The organism is Glutamicibacter arilaitensis (assembly GCF_044793945.1).
In the GTDB taxonomy this organism is placed as follows: Bacteria; Actinomycetota; Actinomycetes; order Actinomycetales; family Micrococcaceae; genus Glutamicibacter; species Glutamicibacter arilaitensis_B.
On record NZ_CP084994.1, the window covers coordinates 3,315,954 to 3,332,832 of the forward strand.

General features: G+C 60.4%; 14 protein-coding genes. 3 read left to right on the plus strand and 11 right to left on the minus strand.

What is annotated here, in order from left to right; translation table 11 throughout:
- Positions 1 to 1,146, minus strand: a complete 1,146-nt coding sequence (gene pdhA, locus LG294_RS15550; RefSeq protein ID WP_404287298.1) for a pyruvate dehydrogenase (acetyl-transferring) E1 component subunit alpha — start codon at positions 1,144 to 1,146, stop codon at positions 1 to 3.
- Between the two features lie 121 nt (positions 1,147 to 1,267).
- Positions 1,268 to 2,383, minus strand: coding sequence for a histidinol-phosphate transaminase (locus LG294_RS15555; RefSeq protein WP_404287300.1), 1,116 nt, complete (start codon positions 2,381 to 2,383; stop codon positions 1,268 to 1,270).
- An 82-nt stretch (positions 2,384 to 2,465) separates the two neighbouring features.
- On the opposite strand from LG294_RS15555, the gene LG294_RS15560 reads away from it, so the two are divergent.
- A complete protein-coding gene (locus LG294_RS15560) occupies positions 2,466 to 2,852 on the plus strand; it encodes a phage holin family protein (protein WP_404287302.1) in 387 nt (128 codons plus the stop codon).
- A gap of 3 nt (positions 2,853 to 2,855) precedes the next feature.
- Here the strand turns inward: LG294_RS15560 and LG294_RS15565 are convergent, their stop codons facing one another.
- Positions 2,856 to 4,202 (minus strand): hypothetical protein, encoded by a 1,347-nt coding sequence (locus LG294_RS15565; RefSeq protein ID WP_404287304.1) that lies wholly within the window; start codon positions 4,200 to 4,202, stop codon positions 2,856 to 2,858.
- A 2-nt stretch (positions 4,203 to 4,204) separates the two neighbouring features.
- Positions 4,205 to 4,477, minus strand: coding sequence for a hypothetical protein (locus LG294_RS15570; protein WP_404287306.1), 273 nt, complete (start codon positions 4,475 to 4,477; stop codon positions 4,205 to 4,207).
- Positions 4,478 to 4,636: 159 nt separating this feature from the next.
- Here LG294_RS15570 and purB point away from each other — a divergent pair, with 159 nt between their 5' ends.
- Positions 4,637 to 6,043 (plus strand): adenylosuccinate lyase, encoded by a 1,407-nt coding sequence (gene purB / locus LG294_RS15575; RefSeq protein ID WP_404287308.1) that lies wholly within the window; start codon positions 4,637 to 4,639, stop codon positions 6,041 to 6,043.
- A 169-nt stretch (positions 6,044 to 6,212) separates the two neighbouring features.
- Here purB and LG294_RS15580 read toward each other — a convergent pair whose 3' ends face one another.
- Both LG294_RS15580 and LG294_RS15585 read right to left on the minus strand, forming a co-directional pair.
- Positions 6,213 to 6,968: a hypothetical protein gene (locus tag LG294_RS15580; RefSeq protein ID WP_404291796.1), complete on the minus strand. Its 756-nt coding sequence runs from the start codon at positions 6,966 to 6,968 to the stop codon at positions 6,213 to 6,215.
- A gap of 116 nt (positions 6,969 to 7,084) precedes the next feature.
- Positions 7,085 to 8,527, minus strand: coding sequence for an amino acid permease (locus LG294_RS15585; RefSeq protein ID WP_404287310.1), 1,443 nt, complete (start codon positions 8,525 to 8,527; stop codon positions 7,085 to 7,087).
- A gap of 129 nt (positions 8,528 to 8,656) precedes the next feature.
- Here LG294_RS15585 and mmuM point away from each other — a divergent pair, with 129 nt between their 5' ends.
- A complete protein-coding gene (mmuM, locus tag LG294_RS15590) occupies positions 8,657 to 9,619 on the plus strand; it encodes a homocysteine S-methyltransferase (protein ID WP_404287312.1) in 963 nt (320 codons plus the stop codon).
- A 30-nt stretch (positions 9,620 to 9,649) separates the two neighbouring features.
- Here the strand turns inward: mmuM and xdhC are convergent, their stop codons facing one another.
- From xdhC to LG294_RS15615, 5 genes are all read right to left on the minus strand, one after another.
- A complete protein-coding gene (gene xdhC / locus LG294_RS15595) occupies positions 9,650 to 10,459 on the minus strand; it encodes a xanthine dehydrogenase accessory protein XdhC (RefSeq protein WP_404287314.1) in 810 nt (269 codons plus the stop codon).
- 2 nt (positions 10,460 to 10,461) lie between these two features.
- The gene (xdhB, locus tag LG294_RS15600; RefSeq protein WP_404287316.1) at positions 10,462 to 12,816 is read right to left on the minus strand and encodes a xanthine dehydrogenase molybdopterin binding subunit; all 2,355 of its coding nucleotides are present in this window, start codon (positions 12,814 to 12,816) and stop codon (positions 10,462 to 10,464) included.
- On the minus strand, positions 12,813 to 14,318 hold the full coding sequence (locus LG294_RS15605; protein WP_404287318.1) for a xanthine dehydrogenase small subunit: 1,506 nt from the start codon (positions 14,316 to 14,318) through the stop codon (positions 12,813 to 12,815). The genes xdhB and LG294_RS15605 overlap by 4 nt, the downstream gene beginning before the upstream one ends.
- Positions 14,319 to 14,606: 288 nt before the next feature.
- Positions 14,607 to 16,121, minus strand: coding sequence for an NCS2 family permease (locus LG294_RS15610; protein WP_404287320.1), 1,515 nt, complete (start codon positions 16,119 to 16,121; stop codon positions 14,607 to 14,609).
- Between the two features lie 12 nt (positions 16,122 to 16,133).
- Positions 16,134 to 16,619, minus strand: a complete 486-nt coding sequence (locus tag LG294_RS15615) for a nucleoside deaminase (RefSeq protein ID WP_404287322.1) — start codon at positions 16,617 to 16,619, stop codon at positions 16,134 to 16,136.
- Positions 16,620 to 16,879 lie beyond the last annotated feature (260 nt).

Sequence of the window (16,879 nt, forward strand, 5' to 3'; positions counted from 1 at the left end):
TTACTTCTTCCCCTGTCCGGCTTCATCAGCGAATCCGGCTTCGTAGTCCAGATGCCACTGCAGTTCTTCCTGGACTAGTGGGTGGGCTTCGGCATACACCTGCTCGAAAGACTTGGACAGCGGTGGAACCGGGAACGCCATGGCGTCCTTGCGGACCTGGGCGGCCATTGCATTTCCGTCCAGTTCGAGCTGTTCAAAGAACGCGTCGTCGACGATATTGTTCTCTCGCAGGTAAGTTTCCATGCGGATCAGTGGATCCTTCGGTGCCCAAGCCTGCTCTTCTTCGCTCTGCCGGTACTTGGTCGGATCATCTGCGGTGGTGTGTGCGCCGAGGCGGTAGGTGACCGCTTCGATCAGTACCGGGCCCTTGCCGCTTCGAGCATATTCCATGGCCCAGCGGGTGACTGCCAGGACCGCCAGCACGTCGTTGCCGTCCACGCGGATGCCCGGCATGCCGTAGCCGGCAGCGCGGGTTACCAGCGGGACCTTCGACTGAACTTCAAATGGCACCGAAATGGCCCACTGGTTGTTCTGGCAGAAGTACACCACCGGTGCGTCGAAGGAGTTGGCGAAGACCATGGATTCATGGGTTTCACCCTCGGTGGAGGAACCATCGCCAAAGTAGGTCAACACCGCGTCGCCCTGTTCGGCGCGTTTCGCCTCATCCCAGCCATGCTGTTCGAGATTAATTGCCATGCCGTAACCTGCAGCATGCGGCAGCTGGGCGGCAAGCACCATGGTGTACATGTGGAAGTTGTTTTCCCGCGGGTCCCAACCGCCACCGGAGATTCCGCGGAATAAGCGGAGCATCTCGGAGAAGGAGACGTCGCGGGTTAGCGCAACACCGTGCTCGCGGTAGGTCGGGAAGATGTAGTCCTTCGGTCGGGTGGCTCGGCCCGACCCGATTTGTGCCGCTTCTTGCCCTCGCAGCGGAACCCAGAGGCAGAGTTGGCCTTGACGTTGCAAGGCCGTGGCTTCTTGGTCGAACCTGCGGGTCAACGCCATGTCGCGGTAAAAACCACGCAACATGTCGTCGTCAACATCGCCCAAATACGAATCATAGGTTTCGTTGGGCAGACGCTGGCCTTCCGGAGTCAGAATCTGAATGAGATCCTGGTCCGTTGCCTCGATTGCGGCACGCGGCATAAAACATCCTTCGATCGTTTATATGTCCCACGAGGAATACATTCCCTATGGGACATATAGCGGCTTAACTAATAAACAGCCTATATCTCAAGGCGTCTAAAACGCGAGAATTAGAAGCAGGTCAGCTCTGCTTTAAATCGAGAGAATTCTTGCATAATTCAATGATCCGGTCGTTGGCCTCGGCCTCGGCGATCGAGATTCGCACGCCTTCGCCGGCAAACCCACGTACGGACAGCGCCTGCGCCTGAGCTCGTTCGGTGAAAGCCTGGGTGTTTTCGCCCAACGGCAACCACACGAAGTTCGCCTGCGTTGCCGGGAAAACCCAGCCCAGCGCCTTCAATGCGGCCACCACACGCTCACGTTCCTGAACTAAAGTGTTCACTCGTCCGAGCACCTTATCAATGTTGTCCAAGGAGGCGACGGCGGCATCTTCTGCCACTGAAGAGACAGCAAAGGGTGTTGCTACGACGCGAATGTTGTCGGTGATTTCTGGGTGCGCGACGCTGTAGCCAACTCGCAGATTCGCCAGTCCGTGCGCCTTAGAGAAAGTGCGCAACAACACCACATTTTCATTCTCCAGGTAGGTGTTGACACCGTCCACTGCTTCGGGGTCACGCACGAACTCGATGTAAGCCTCGTCCAGCACGATCAGCACATTGCGGGGCACGCGCGCAATGAAGTCATCAACTTCGCTCTGAGTCAAGATCGGGCCGGTGGGATTGTTCGGAGTGCAGAGCAAGATGATCGAGGTATTTTCGTTGACCGCTTCGATCATCGATTCGAGATCGTGACGGCCATCTTCCAGCACGGGAATTTCTACCGGCAGCGCGCCCGCACTCTGCACCAAAATCGGGTAAGCCTCGAAGGAGCGCCATGCGTAGATGACCTCATCTTGGACGCCATCCTCGTTCTGACCGGCAAAGGTCGTTAAAATCTGCGCGAGCGCGCCGAGCGAACCAGCACCTGTGACGATATCTTCGGCAGGAACGTCGAGGTACTCGCTCAGGCTCTCGCGAAGTTTCGTGGACAGGCTATCCGGATAGCGGTTCAGCGCATCCTGATCCATGACCGCCCGGCGCACCTCATCCAATGGGCCAAATGGAATCTCATTGGAGGACAACTTGAAAGATTCAAGTCCCTCGATAGCTGCGGGTGGCTTCCCGGCAGCGTATTTTGGCAAGCGTGCAACGATGGAACGAGGTTGCACCAAATCTTGGGTCACGGGGTTCTCACTCATACTTCAAAGCCTAGCCCTCAGTAGGACAATAGGCAGATTCTTCGCTCACCCTGCTTTCAGTCTTTTATGACAAAGTTGTCTCATGAGCTTTTTGATTCGAGTCATCGTTAATGCATTGGCACTGGCCGCAGCTGTCTGGATTGTTCCTGGAATTCAGATCAGCGCCATGAGCGAAGGCCTCGTTGGATCTGTCATCGCCTATTTGATTGTTGGCTTGATCTTCGGTCTGATCAACGCGCTTGTGCGACCAATCGTTTCGTTCTTCTCGATGCCGATCACCTGCCTCACTTTGGGTCTTTTCACCGTCATCATTAACGCACTGATGCTGATGCTGACCAGCTGGCTGACTCAGTTCACTCCGGTGGGCTTGAATATTGACGCATTCTGGTGGGACGCCATTGTCGGCACCATCATCATTTCCATCATCTCCGCAGTCCTAGGCTTCTTCGTCAGCAAGGAAAAGCGCTAGGCGCTAGCGGCCTGAACTATATTTCTCCTCCTCCCATTTTTCGTGCTTTGTGTTTCGTGGGCGTTCTTTGCGTTCGATCTTGAATTTTCGATAGTTCAATGGTCCTGGAGGAAGCGCGAATTCCCGCAGGTTTTCATGCAGATCCGGGATTGGGTTGTCCACCATTTCTTTGAGGTGATCCCCGTAGTTATCTAGGTCGTGTGGTTTGCCAAACAGCCCCTCATCGAGTTGTTCTTCGAACCTCGGACCGTCGAATTTCACGGTGATTTGATCCTTTTTGCGTTTGTTTTCCACCCCGTCGGTGCCCGGAACCATGTCTTTAGAATCCTCAATCGACAGGCTTCGGATGTCCTCTGGTAGGTCAATGTGGCCAATGGGAGAACCAAATGTCAGCATCTTTTTCATCTTGAACTTCTTGCGCAAGAATTTGTTCTTCATCAGGTTCGCAATGTGAATCCCACCTTGTGAGTACCCGCTGAGGATCACTTCGTCACCCTCGCGCGCGCCACTTATGTCTAGGGCTTCGTTGATCGGGCCGACGAAGTTCTCCGATTCGAGGCTGAATGCGTCGACGATGCCATAGGTGTCGAAGGGATTATTGTGGTCCCCCTCCTCTTGAGTCCCGGGAAGAATGACCAGATAAACTTTTTTACCGTCTTTCTCAGCCTCGGCGATAATAAACTTCCCATCATCTTTGGGATCAGCATCGTTGAGAATCTTGTGAAGCTGGTAGTAGCTGTTCAGCTTGCCATCAACTTGAACCTGTTTCACCGATTCCCTGTCGCCTAGTTTTAGATCTTTGTTGCGTAGTGGACCCCAGGTCGAGAGGAAATCGGCCAGCTTTTCGGTCGTCTCGTGCATCATCAAAGGCTGTGGGCGTGCAAAGCCGAACCGGTCTCGTGGCGAGGACAGGAGGACAAGAAGTTTGAGTATCGTTTCCATGTCCTTAGTCGGCGGGCGGGAATCGTTGTTACGCATGTTGTTCCAAACGTCCACCAATACCTGCCATTTGGCAGAGACCAGAATCGAGTTTTCGATTCTGGTCTCTGCCCTGACGTAGTTCTCGATTGCTGCGCCCACCTTCTCCTCCAACCTCCGCGCATCGATAACTGCCTCGGTTGCGTGGTGGTAGCCGGTGCGTAATTTGTCCGCCAGGATCCCCAGCGAATAGCCACGATTCCCTATCCCGGCAGCAAAGCATTGAGTTTGGGCTTGTTGCTGGCATTCTTGCGCGATAACCGACGCCCTCATCAGTTGCGTCTCTACACTTTGGAGTTGTCCGTAGACTTGTTGGCAAATTTGACGCGATTGAGCGTAATCCAAGGCGTTGTAATTGACGTCATATCCCATGGCTAGGAGGCCATTCGCTGGTTGAGGATCTCCGCTTCTAATGCGTTCATCTCTTTAATGGCCAGCGACAGATACGACTCGGCTTCCCCCAGCGCTTTGGTGAGTCCAATTAGCCTGTCGCTGAGTTGGTTCACTTCCGAGGCAAAGGCCTTGCCTGCCGAAGATCTCCAAGTCAGCGAACCGATTGAGGAGAGCTGTTCGATGGCATAACGCGTTGTTGACTGGGCATCATCCAGCTGGAAGGCCACCGAGTCCAGGGTCGCCTGAAACATCATGATTAGCTCCAACCCGTAATTCTCCACCGTTGAGTCGGTGAAAATCTGTCTTCATCTTCGCCCCTCTGCTGCTGCTTTTGGCCGGTAACGGCGCCGGCTGTGGAAAGAAGGATGAAAGTAAAAGATGTGATGTGCACGCAGTGATGAAAGAATATGAGCATGGCTGAGATTGCGCGCACTTCCCTTGCTAATGAACCCCTGGCACTTGGTGCCCTCGACGGACGCTACCGCAGCGCGGTGGCACCGTTGGTTGACTTCCTTTCCGAAGCGGCCCTGAACCGCGATCGCGTTCATGTGGAGATCGAATGGTTGATCCACCTGGCCGAGCACTCCGTGCTGCCGGGTACCTCCCCGTTCACCACCGAACAGCAGGCTGCCCTGCGTAAGATCGTCACCGACTTCAACGCTGACTCGGTGAAGGAACTGGCCGAGATCGAGGCCGTCACCGTCCACGATGTGAAGGCAGTCGAGTACTACATCGCTAATCGTCTGGATGCTATCGGCATTGGCAACCTGAAGCCGCTGGTGCACTTCGGTTGCACCAGCGAAGACATCAACAACCTTTCGTACGCTCTGGGCGTCCAGGGCGGTGTCACCCAGGTGTGGATGCCTGCGGCACGCGACCTGGTGGCCCAGCTGACCAAAATGGCCGAAGAGTCCCGCGACGTACCAATGCTTTCGCGCACCCACGGCCAGCCGGCAACCCCAACCACCCTGGGCAAGGAGCTGGCAGTTCTTGCCTGGCGCCTGACCCGTCAGCTGAACCGCATCGAGAAGACCGAGTACCTGGGCAAGATCAACGGCGCCACCGGCACCTACGCCGCCCACTACGCCTCGGTTCCAACCGCTAACTGGCAGCAGGTTTCGCAGTCCTTCGTCGAGCACTTGGGCCTGACCTGGAACCCACTGACCACGCAGATCGAATCCCACGACTGGCAGGCAGAGGTCTACGCCGATATCGCACGCTTCAACCGCATCCTGCACAACCTGTGCACAGATGTGTGGAGCTACATCTCCATTGGCTACTTCGCACAGATCCCGGTAGCCGGAGCCACCGGTTCCTCGACCATGCCGCACAAGGTGAACCCGATCCGCTTCGAGAACGCCGAGGCGAACCTGGAGATCTCCAACGGCCTGCTCGACACCTTGGGCGCTACCTTGGTCACCAGCCGCTGGCAGCGCGACTTGACCGACTCCTCTTCGCAGCGCAACATCGGTACCGCCATCGGCCACTCGGTGCTTGCCATCTCAAACGTCGCCAAGGGCCTGGATCGCTTGGACGTCGCCGAGGCGGTACTGGCAGAGGATCTGGACCACAACTGGGAAGTCCTGGCAGAGGCCATCCAGATGGTCATGCGCGCCGAAGCCATTGCCGGCGTTGAAGGCATGGACAACCCATACGAACGCCTGAAGGACCTGACCCGTGGACAGCGCGTGGATGTGGCCCGCCTGAAGGAATTTGTTGGAGAGCTGGGATTGTCGGCGGATGCCGAAGCTCGTCTGCAGCAGATGACCCCGGGAACCTACACCGGTATCGCATCCGAACTGGTTGACCACCTGAAGTAAGCAGCACCATGCGGGTTAACCGCACCTGGTTCGCAACGTACTTCGCCCCCGGACAGCTGTCCGGGGGCGAAGTACGTTAATCGCTAGCGCAGGATCCGACCGAGAATTTGCGGTCCGCAAACCGTAACGGCAGCAAAGGCGCCGCGCGTGCTGCCAGCCAAAGCTGTTGCTAGAACTCGAAGTCCCCAATGCCGTTGTCGGAACCGAAGCTTCCTCCGGCACCGCCCAGGAAGTCCCCGAACATGCCGCCGGCCTGGTCGCTCAGGCCCTCGCCGGCGCCGGCGAAGGAATCGCCGAGACTCTCGGCCGCCGAGCCGAACTCTTCGCCGATCCCGGCAAATCCGTCGAGCAGCGGGCCGGCGATCGCGGTGCCGATGAAGGCACCGGCCACGCCGCCCAGCAGGCCGACGCCGAGTCCGCCGGCAGCGCCAGCGGCTAGGCCACCCATCGATTTCCTGCCAGAACCGCTCTGACCGAGAATCTTATCCATGAAGCCCGGACGGGATACCTCGGCGCGGGTCGCGGCCCGGGCCAGATCCTCTGGCCGCTGCGATACCGGGCGCTCTGCGGCAGGCAGCTGATCCGCCAGCTCCGCATGCAGCAGTTCCCGCTGCTGCGGAGTCAACCGGGCAAAGGCTTCGGCGTGAGCGCGTTCCATATCCTGGGGCGGCGCGGTGCGCAGCATGTACCGGTACTTCTCGATCGCTGCCTGGTCCTCGCGTGAAGCATTCTGGGCACCGGCCGGCCGCGGCTGCGCCGCGCCGCGCTGGTCCGGGTAGTTCCGGTTTTCGTACCCGGATTGGCTTCGGCTGCCGCGCGGATCCTGCTGGTGGTTTCGCTGGCCATTGGAGCTGCGCTGGTTCAGCTGCTCCCGGACGTACTCCCCTGCCAGCTGCTTTCCCTTGCGCAGTAATTTGTCGAACATTGCCACGTAGCGGCCTCCTGGATTTTCGTTGTGGCGCGCAGAGCGCCGGTCTCCCATGTATTAACTCCCGAGCCGCTTCACTAGTTCCCGCAGCTCCGGATTTTCGGCGTTGCTCTTCAGCGTTTTGGCGTGAACACCCCGGCCCCGTGGCGCCAGCGGTAGTAGCCCAGGCACAGCAGGGTGAAGGGAACACCGAACCAGAGGGCAGGGCGCTGCACCGGGTCGAAAGCGACGCCCACCAACGAGGCAGTCAGCAGCAACAGCGCAAGGATTGGAAGCACCGGGAACAGCGGCGCCCGATAGGGCAGGGAATCGGTGCCGCCGTGCACCGCAACATAGTGCCGGCGGAAGGACAGATGCGATGCGCAGATGACGATCCACACCGCCACCACCGCGAATCCGGAAATCGAGACCAGCGCCAGGAACAGCGAGTCGGCGGCGATGACCCCGGAAAGCAGGGAAGCCAACCCGCCAAGCAGCGACAGGCACAGCGCCAGCATCGGCACGCCGCGGCGGTTGGTCTTCGAGAGCACCGCCGGCGCCTGCCCTGCGGCGCCCATGGCGTGCAGCATCCGCGCGCAGGAATACAGTCCGGAGTTACCCGCGGAGAGCAATGCAGTGATGATCACGAAGTTCATGATGTCTGCCCCGGCCGGCAGCCCGGCGGCATCCAGCACCGTGACGAACGGGCTTTCATTCGCGCCCGCTTCGGCGAACGGAATGATCGCGGCTATCACCACGATGGCGCCGATGAAGAACACCGCCAGGCGAACCACTGCGGTGCGGATGGCCCGCGGGATGCTCAGTTCCGGGTTTTTGGCCTCCCCGGCGGCCACACCGATGAGCTCCGTACCGCTGAATGCATAGAACACGGCCAGGATGGTGACCAGCACCCCGCTGATCCCCATCGGGAACAGCCCCTGGCCGGTGTCGAAGTTCGCCAAGCCGATTGGCCCTGCGTCGCTGGCCGGGTTGATGCCAAGGATCGTGGCCGCTCCCACCACGATCATGAGCACCACCGCGGCCACCTTGATCAGCGAGAACCAGAATTCGGTTTCGGCGAAGACCTTCGAGGACACCGCGTTCAGCATGAACAGCAGGGCTGCGAAGAGCAGGGAGAACACCCATACCGGCACCGTGGGGAACCAGCGCTGCATGAGGATGCCCGAGGCGGTGAACTCACTGGCCAGCGCCACCGCCCAGCACATCCAGTACAGCCAGGCCGTGGCGAATCCCCACGCCGGGCCCAGATCGCGGGTGGCATGGGCGTGGAAGCCTCCGGCCACCGGATGGCGTGCGGACAGCTCCCCGAGCCCGCTCATCACCATATAGGCCACCAGCGCGCCCACGGCGTAGGCAAGCACGGCGCCAAGGGGTCCGGCCTGCGCAATCGTGTAGCCCGAAGAGACGAACAGCCCCGAACCGATCACCCCGCCCAGGGCGATCATCACCAGATGCCGCGAGGTCATGGTTCTGCGCAGCCCGGAATCGCTGGACGCGGTGGCCGGGGTGGGGCTGGCGGGAGGCTGCTGCGCCGGCGGCGCGCTGAGCTCGGACATGGGGCTCCTTCTGAAGTGAATGCGTTTGAAGGATATCCGCCGCACCCCCGCTGCCGGGGAGCCTTTGTCATGCACTGTCACGGACCGTCACAGTGGGTCATCAAGGCGTCACCGGGATACTCTCGGAGCGTGAAAAATCCCAGTGAAACCGACACTTTCCGCGAGGCGCTGAGCGCCGCACACAGCACGGCGCTGCTTCTTGACGGCGGGCTCGGCACCCATCTGGCGCAGCGCGGCAACGACGTGAGCGGCGAACTGTGGTCCGCGCAGATCCTCAAGGACCGCCCCGAAGAGGTCCGCGCCGCACATGCCGACTTCTTCGCCGCCGGCGCGCAACTGGCCACCACCTGCTCCTACCAGGTCAGCTTCGATGGCCTGGTACAAAGCCGCGACGGCGCGACTCTGGAGGAAACCGAAGAGCTGCTGCGCACCAGCGTGCGGCTGGCGAGTGAGGCCGCCGAGCTGGCGGACGGGTTCGCGCCGCGCTGGGTAGCCGCCTCGGTGGGACCTTACGGCGCGGGGCCGGGGGCCGGCACCGAATACGACGGAGCCTACGGGCTCAGCGTCGCCGAATTGGCTCAATGGCATCGCGGTCGGCTGCGGATCTTGGCCGATTCCGGAGCCCACGTGCTGATCTGTGAAACCGTGCCGAGTCTGGCGGAGGTTCAAGCCCTGGCCGGCGAGGTAGCCGGGCTGGGGCTGCCGGTATTGCTCAGCCTCACGGTGCGCACTGCCGAGGACGGAGAGGTGGTGCTCGGCGACGGCAGCAGCCTGCGCGAAGCCGCCCGGATCGCCAACGACTCGGGCGCCTTTGCCGCGCTCGGCGTGAATTGCTGTCCGGTGCCAGTGGCCCTCTCAGCCGTGAAGATGCTGCGCGAGGTGACGGATCTTCCGCTGATGGCCTACCCGAACAGCGGCGAAATCTGGGACCGCGAGGCCCGTCGCTGGATTCCGGGGACCTCGGGCACCGACCTGCCCCAGGCTGTGCCGGAGCTGATCGCCGCCGGCGCCCGCCTCATCGGCGGGTGCTGCCGGGTCAGCCCCGAGCAAATCACCCGGCTCAGGGACGAGCTTGGTAGCTTCCGCGCCTAAGGCCGGTGCCCGGCGGCTGATCAGCGGATTTCAGGCATTGACCTTGCTGGTGGAATTGATTTTTGCCAGCAGCTCGGCGGCCACGCTGACGGCGATGACCGCCGGCTGCTTGCCCGAAACCTCCGGCAATCCGATAGGGCATTGGATCTGCCGGATTTTCGCTTCGCTGTGCCCGCTTTGGCCAAGGTTCTTCTGGAAGCGAGCCCATTTCGCGCTGGAGCCGATCAGTCCGATCGACCCGAGCCCCGGATGCCGCAGAGCCGCATCGCACAAATGGAAATCCTCGGCATGGTCATGGGTCATGATCAGCACATGGGCACCTTCCGGAAGGCAGCTTATGACCTGTTCGCCCAGCACCGCCACCTGCGCATGCACTCGCGCCACACCGGGTTCCATGGCCGCTAGCCCTTGAAGGAACTCGGGGCGAGAATCGGTCAAATGCAATTCCAGCTCATGCCGGGAGAGGATGCGGGCAAGTTCCATTCCCACGTTGCCGATACCGAAGATCGCCACGGTGGCCGGCACCGGCAAAGGCTCCAGCAACAGGCTCACTTCTCCTCCGCAGCATTGCCGCCCGTATTTTGCCGGGGCCTTGTCGTTCAGCCTCAGCGTCATGCTCTGCGGTTCCCGATCGCCTTGCGCGATCATCTCGCGGGCCCGTTCCATGGCAGCCATTTCCAGGTTGCCGCCGCCGACGGTGCCGAAGGTTTCATCCGCGGCGATCACCATCTTCGCGCCGGCTTCACGCGGGGCATGGCCGCGCACGGCGGTCACTGTGACCAGCACCGCCGCGCGCCGTTCATTGCGCAGAACCGTGACCGCTTCGATCCAGGACAGCATGGCTAGCGCACCTTTTGTTCGGCCAGGCTCGGCTCACGCACGGATTCAATCGCCCAGAACACCGCTTCCGGAGTAGCTGGCGAGGCCAGTTCAACCGAGCAGCCGGCCGGGCCGAATTCGGCGACCGCCTGCCGGAGTGCTTCGCGCACGGAGAAGGCAAGCATCAGCGGTGGTTCGCCGACAGCCTTGGATCCGTACACCGCACCTTCTTCATGGGCCTTGTCCAAGAGTGCGACGTTGAATACCTCTGGCATCTCAGAAAAGCTGGGGATCTTGTAGGTGCTCGCGGCTTGGGTGGCCACGCGTCCACGTCCTGGACCATCGGAGGTATCCCAGCGCAGGTCTTCGAGGGTCAGCCAACCGGCGCCCTGCACGAATCCGCCTTCGATTTGCCCCAGGTCCACCAGTGGCGAGAGCGAGTCGCCCACGTCATGGACGATGTCCACCCGGGCCAAGGTGTAGGAGCCGTCAAAGCGGCTGACCTCCACCTCGCTGGCGGCCACCCCATAGGCGAAATACTTGAATGGGGTGCCGGACATCTGGCTCAGATCCCAGTGCAGTCCCTCGGTGCGGTAGAACCCGGCGGCCGAGAGCTGGATGCGCTGGAAGTAGGCGTCCCGCACGACTTCTTCCCAGCTCAGTTCCTGGCTTTTGCCCAGAGCGGTTATCTTTCCGTTGCCAAAGCGCACCTCATGCGCCGGAACGCTAAGCTTGCCGGCGGCGACTTGCGCCAGCCGGGCCTGGATCTGCTCGCAAGCATCCTTGACGGCCCCGCCGTTGATATCGCTGCCGGAGCTAGCGGCGGTGGCCGAGGTATTGGGCACCTTGTCCGTCCGGGTAGGCGCGATGCGCACCGTGGACAGCTGCACACCCAAGGTGGTGGCCGCGACTTGCAGCATCTTGGTATGCAGGCCTTGGCCCATTTCGGTGCCGCCATGGTTCATCAAAACCGAGCCATCCTTGTAGACCAGCACCAGGGCACCGCCCTGGTTGAAAGCGGTGAGGTTGAAGGAGATCCCGAATTTCACCGGGGTGAGTGCCAGCGCGCGTTTGCTGTTTTCATTGTGCGCGTTGAATTCGCGAATTTCCCCCTCGCGTTGCGTGATCTCGGCGGATTCAAGGACCTGCTGCCAGGCGGCTTCGAGCCGCTCGGGGTGGCGCACCGGCTGGTAGTACGGGGTGTCTTGTCCCTGCTCATAGAAGTTGAGCCGGCGCAGCTCACGGGCCTCGATCCCCAGCTTGGGCGCGACCCGGCCCAGAATATCCTCCATCACCAGCATCCCCTGTGGCCCGCCAAAACCGCGGAATGCGGTTTGCGAGGTCTTATGGCATTTGGCAATTCTTCCGTGCACGCGGATATTCGGGACCCAGTAGCCGTTGTCGATATGGCACATCGCGCGAGTGAGCACCGGTTCGGACAAATCCAGGCTCCAGCCTCCGTCCGCGGTGAGCTCGGCGTCCAAAGCCAGGATCTTCCCTTGCGCGTCGAAGCCGATCTTCCAGGTGGCGTAGAACCCATGGCGTTTACCGGTCATGGTCATATCGAGGGTACGGTTCAAGCGCACTCGCACCGGACGCCCGGTGAGGACCGCGCCCAGCGCGGCGAGCGCCGCATAACCGTGCGGTTGCATTTCCTTGCCGCCGAACCCGCCGCCCATCCGCAGCACCTGCACCGTCACCTCATGGGCCGGGATGCCGAGCACATGGGAAACGATATCTTGGGTTTCGGTGGGGTGCTGGGTGGAGCAATGAATCAATATCTGGCCTGACTCATCAACCAAGGCCAGCGAGTTCTGCGTCTCAAGATAAAAATGCTCTTGGCCGGAGAACTCAAAGTCTCCCTCAAAGACATGAGCCGCATCAGCAAACGCCCCTGCAACGTCCCCCTTGTCGATGGTGGGTCTGATCCCATGGAAGCTATCGGCCGCAATGGCTTCCCGAATGGTGATCAGGGAATCAAGCGGCTCGTACTGAACGGTGACCGCTCCGGCACCGGCCTTGGCGGCTTCCAGATCTTCGCCGAGCACCCACGCGACCGGCTGGCCGTAGAACATCACCTCATCCACCGGAAGCATGGGTTCATCGTGTTTAGCGCCCTGATCGTTGACACCTGGAATATCGGCGGCGGTAATCACCCGCACTACCCCGGGAATAGCGCTGGCATCAGTGATATCCAGACCCAGGATCTTTGCGTGGGCGTGGGTGGACTGCACCGGGTAGGCGTGGAGCACCCCGGCGAGCCGAAGTGCCAGATCATCGGTATAGAGCGCGGTGCCGGTGACATGTTCGGCCGCGGATTCGTGCCGCTGGCGCTGCCCAACTACGGCCGATTCCGGGCGTTGTGAAAGCTGGCTCATGAGATCTGTTCCCCCTTTGCTTCGATAGTGCGGGAAAGCTGCTCGGCGTAGAAACGTTCGAGCGAGGACTTCAGCATGGCTTTCCGATAGCTTGAGCTGGCGCGGTGGTCATCCATGGGAGTTCCTTCCTGCGCCATCACCTCGGCAGCCGCGTAGATGGTCTCCAAGCACCATTCGTTGCCCTCTAAGGCAGCTTCCGTAGCCGTAGCTCTTAAGGGAGTTGCTGCCACTCCGCCCAAGCCAATGCGAGCCTTGGTGATGTAGTTGTTTTCGACGGTCACCGCGTAGCCAATGGCCACCGAAGAGATATCGTCAAAGCGCCGCTTGGAGATCTTCTGGAAGCTGGTCAGTTCTGCCAGCGGCAGTGGGATTCGGATCGCCGTGATCAGTTCCCCCGCAACGCGTACGGTCTGGCGATAACCGGTGAAGTACTGCGCCAAAGGCACGATACGGCTACCCGAGGTGCTGCCCAGCACGAGTTCTGCTTCTAGCGCCAGCAGCGCCGGAGGGGTATCCCCAATAGGCGAACCGGTGCCCAAATTGCCGCCAATGGTGGCGCCATTTCGGATAAGCCGGGAAGCGAACTGCGGGAAGAGCTTGCCCAGCAGCGGGATCTTGCCGGCCAGGAGACGTTCGAGTTCGCTCAAGGTACAGGCCGCGCCGAGCTCGATATAGTCTTCGGTCAAGTGAATCTGGCGCAAGTCCGCAAGACGGTCGATAGCCAGTATCGAGCGGGCACGCGCACCTTTGATATTGACCTCAACACCCCAGTCGGTGCCACCGGCCACGAGCAGGGTTCCGGGTTCTTCGGCCAGGATGCTGAACGCCGCATCCAAGCTGGCCGGACGCCTGAAGCGACCGGTAGTTCCGGTGGGTGTGTCCACACGCGTAATATCGGTGGACACCGCCACCGGTGCGGCTTGCTCGCGCCGTGCGGCAAGCTCATCTTGTGCATCCGGTGCACCCAAGGCATAGGCCGCGTCACGAATGGGTCGATACCCGGTGCAGCGGCACAAGTTGCCAGAGAGTGAATGAAGATCGAATCCATTGGGTCCGCACCGGTGCTCCTCGCCATGATCCGCGATTACTGCGGTATTTGCGATTCGCTCCGGACGGTAGTACTCGGCGGCCATGGAGCAGACGAATCCGGGAGTGCAATAACCGCACTGGGATCCGCCACGATTGGCCATTTCTTCCTGCACCGGATGCAGGTTTTCCACGCTGCCCAGGCCTTCGGAAGTGATCACTTCCTGGCCGTCGAGCGATGCGGCTGGCAGCAGACAGGCGTTCAACGCCGTCCAGCGGGTCCCCTGCCTGTCGCTGCGGGCCACGAGGATCGAGCAGGCGCCGCATTCACCCTCCGCGCATCCCTCCTTGCACCCGATCAGCCCTTCGCCGCGCAGGAAATCCAACGCGTTGGTATGCGGCGGGCCGTCGAATTCACGGACGGTTCCGTTAACGGTTATTAGACAGCTCGATTTTTCCGTTGTCTCGGCGGTCATGCCGCTGACACCTCCTGCACCTGAGAGCTCAGGCGCACTTTGAATGAATTGGATGGTTGACTAGTTTCCATCAGGTGCCACCCCTCGGGAAACGCTCGGTGAGCTACGCGCGAAAGGTTCCCCTCCGAGCGCGGCAACGATTAGTCTCCGTGCGCGATCTGGCCCTTAGACCAGGCAACACATCCAGCCATGATTAGCCTCCAAATTTCGGATCATGGAAAACCAAGTTCATTCATTCTAAGTGAAGTGCATCACAGTGAGTTATGTCAACTTTTGTTCGCCCTGAGGTCAGCCAAGAAGTGTCGTGATCGGTCCGCGGGCGAAGTAGACCAAGAACCCGCCCGCAACCACCCACATCAGCGGGTGAATCTTCTTGTAGCGGCCGACCGCGGTATTCACCACCACCCATGCGATAAACCCAGCTCCAATGCCATTGGCGATGGAGTAGGTCAGCGGCATGGTGATCAGCGTCAGGAAGGCAGGCATTGCCGAGGAGAACCGCTTGAAATTAATCTCGCGGATTTGTGCGCACATCATGGTTCCGACCAGCACCAGCGCCGCGGCCGCCACCTCGATGGGCACCACGGAGGTCAGCGGCGTGAAGAACATGGACCCCAGGAACAGCGCTCCAGTGACCACAGAGGCCAAGCCGGTGCGCGCACCTTCCCCAATCCCGGCGGCAGAATCCACATACACGGTATTCGAGGATGAGGATCCCATGCCGCCAGCGACGGCACCCAGGCCTTCGACCACGAACGCAGCCTTGAGCCGCGGAAAAGTGCCATCCTTTTTCGCAAGCCCAGCATTTTTGGCCAGTCCGGTCATAGTTCCCATGGCGTCAAAGAAATTCGTGAACACCAGGGTGAAGACCAGCATGGTCGCCGCGAGTGCACCAATGCGGGAGAAGGAGCCAAAGAGATCGAAGTCGCCGGCCAAGGACATGTCCGGCAGTGCGACAACCTGCCCTTCGAGCACCGGAATATTCAGATGCCAGCCGTGCGGATTATCCGCGCTGCCTGCACCTATCTTGAAGACCAGTTCCGCCACGATGGCCAGCGCGGTGGAGATCACGATGCCAATCAAGATTGCACCCTGCACTCCACGAGCCACCAAGGCGCCCATGATCAGCAACCCAATGACAAAAATCATCGTCGGGATCGACACGATCGATCCGCCATCTCCCAGTTGGACCGGCGGGCCGGCCGGCGTGCGGGTGACAAAGCCTGAGTCCACGAAACCAATGAAGGTAATGAACAGGCCAATGCCCACCGTAATGGCGGCCTTCAGATCCTTCGGAATCGCTCGGAAGATGGCGGTTCGAATACCTGTCATTCCGAAAATCACGATCAGCACACCATTGATCACCACCAGCCCCATGGCTTCGGCCCAGGTGACATCCTGGATAACCGAGACCGCGAGGAAAGAGTTAATACCCAAACCGGCGGCCAGCCCAAAGGGCAGGTTGGCAATTATCCCGAACATGATGGTCATGACCCCGGCGGTCAGCCCGGTCATTGCCCCAACCTGCGCTGCCGGCAACCAGGTTCCGGCGACATCTACCGGTGCTGCCTCGGCGCTGAACCCGCCAAGGATCAGAGGATTGAGGATGACAATGTAGGCCATCGTGAAGAAGGTGACGATTCCACCGCGAAATTCCCGCGCGAGCGTGGAACCACGTTCGCTGATTCGAAAATACGCATCAAGCAGATTGCGTGAACCGCCAGGACGCGGCCGCAGGCTCGCCTGTTTGGGTAGATGGCCCGTATTTTTCGGTTCGGCTTGCGGGCGACTTGTCATAGTCATGGCCCCGGTCCCCTAATAGTCCGTCCGGGTCTCTAGCGAGTCCCATTCTTGGAACGGCTTCAAATGTTCCTTGCTGGCGCTCTGGAAGCAATCCACCGGCATCAGCGAGCGGCTGGAATTGGGTTCAAAGTATTCATAGAACACCGCATCGTCAAAGCCAGCGTCGGTGGCGTCATGCCGGTTGGCGGCGAAGTAGACCTTGTCGATTCGCGCCCACAGCGAGGTGGCCAGGCACATCGGGCATGGTTCACAGCTGCTGTAGAGCACGCATCCGCTCAGGTCGAAGGTACCTAGCGCGGCGGCCGCGGTGCGGATAGCCACCACCTCGGCATGGGCCGAGGGGTCATTGTTCGCCGTGACGCGATTGACTCCCTCGAAGACCTGCCCCGAGGCAGTGACGACAACAGCGCCGAAGGGACCTCCGGCGTTGCGAACATTGGTGGTGGCAATATCGATGGCCATCGAAAGATAGTCCTGGCCAGTGGTAGTAATGCTCATCGTGTGGCTCCTCATGCTTCGGACAAGCCAGTCGAACGGTCCCGTTAGTCTCGGGCGCCGACCGCACTTATCTGCTGAAATAGATCAGTTGCACGCCCGGTAGATAGCGACCCAGAGGTGGGTGCCCGCCATAGACAGGTATGAGATTATCAACGGAATGTGACCCACGCAACACTTTTCGAGAAAGCTTTTTCGCATGCTGAACATTTCAGGTGCTCTGATTTCACCTCGTTTCAGCATCGACAAGTGCGAATGCAATC

What these genes read in the sequence shown, in the direction of transcription:
- LG294_RS15560 (WP_404287302.1), top strand. Translation starts at nt 2,466, where the DNA reads ATGAGCTTTTTGATTCGAGTCATCGTTAATGCATTGGCACTGGCCGCA.
- LG294_RS15565 (WP_404287304.1), bottom strand. Translation starts at nt 4,202, where the DNA reads ATGGGATATGACGTCAATTACAACGCCTTGGATTACGCTCAATCGCGT.
- LG294_RS15570 (WP_404287306.1), bottom strand. Translation starts at nt 4,477, where the DNA reads ATGATGTTTCAGGCGACCCTGGACTCGGTGGCCTTCCAGCTGGATGAT.
- LG294_RS15555 (WP_404287300.1), bottom strand. Translation starts at nt 2,383, where the DNA reads ATGAGTGAGAACCCCGTGACCCAAGATTTGGTGCAACCTCGTTCCATC.
- pdhA (WP_404287298.1), bottom strand. Translation starts at nt 1,146, where the DNA reads ATGCCGCGTGCCGCAATCGAGGCAACGGACCAGGATCTCATTCAGATT.
- LG294_RS15585 (WP_404287310.1), bottom strand. Translation starts at nt 8,527, where the DNA reads ATGTCCGAGCTCAGCGCGCCGCCGGCGCAGCAGCCTCCCGCCAGCCCC.
- LG294_RS15605 (WP_404287318.1), bottom strand. Translation starts at nt 14,318, where the DNA reads ATGACCGCCGAGACAACGGAAAAATCGAGCTGTCTAATAACCGTTAAC.
- LG294_RS15615 (WP_404287322.1), bottom strand. Translation starts at nt 16,619, where the DNA reads ATGAGCATTACTACCACTGGCCAGGACTATCTTTCGATGGCCATCGAT.
- LG294_RS15580 (WP_404291796.1), bottom strand. Translation starts at nt 6,968, where the DNA reads ATGTTCGACAAATTACTGCGCAAGGGAAAGCAGCTGGCAGGGGAGTAC.
- xdhB (WP_404287316.1), bottom strand. Translation starts at nt 12,816, where the DNA reads ATGAGCCAGCTTTCACAACGCCCGGAATCGGCCGTAGTTGGGCAGCGC.
- LG294_RS15610 (WP_404287320.1), bottom strand. Translation starts at nt 16,121, where the DNA reads ATGACTATGACAAGTCGCCCGCAAGCCGAACCGAAAAATACGGGCCAT.
- xdhC (WP_404287314.1), bottom strand. Translation starts at nt 10,459, where the DNA reads ATGCTGTCCTGGATCGAAGCGGTCACGGTTCTGCGCAATGAACGGCGC.
- purB (WP_404287308.1), top strand. Translation starts at nt 4,637, where the DNA reads ATGGCTGAGATTGCGCGCACTTCCCTTGCTAATGAACCCCTGGCACTT.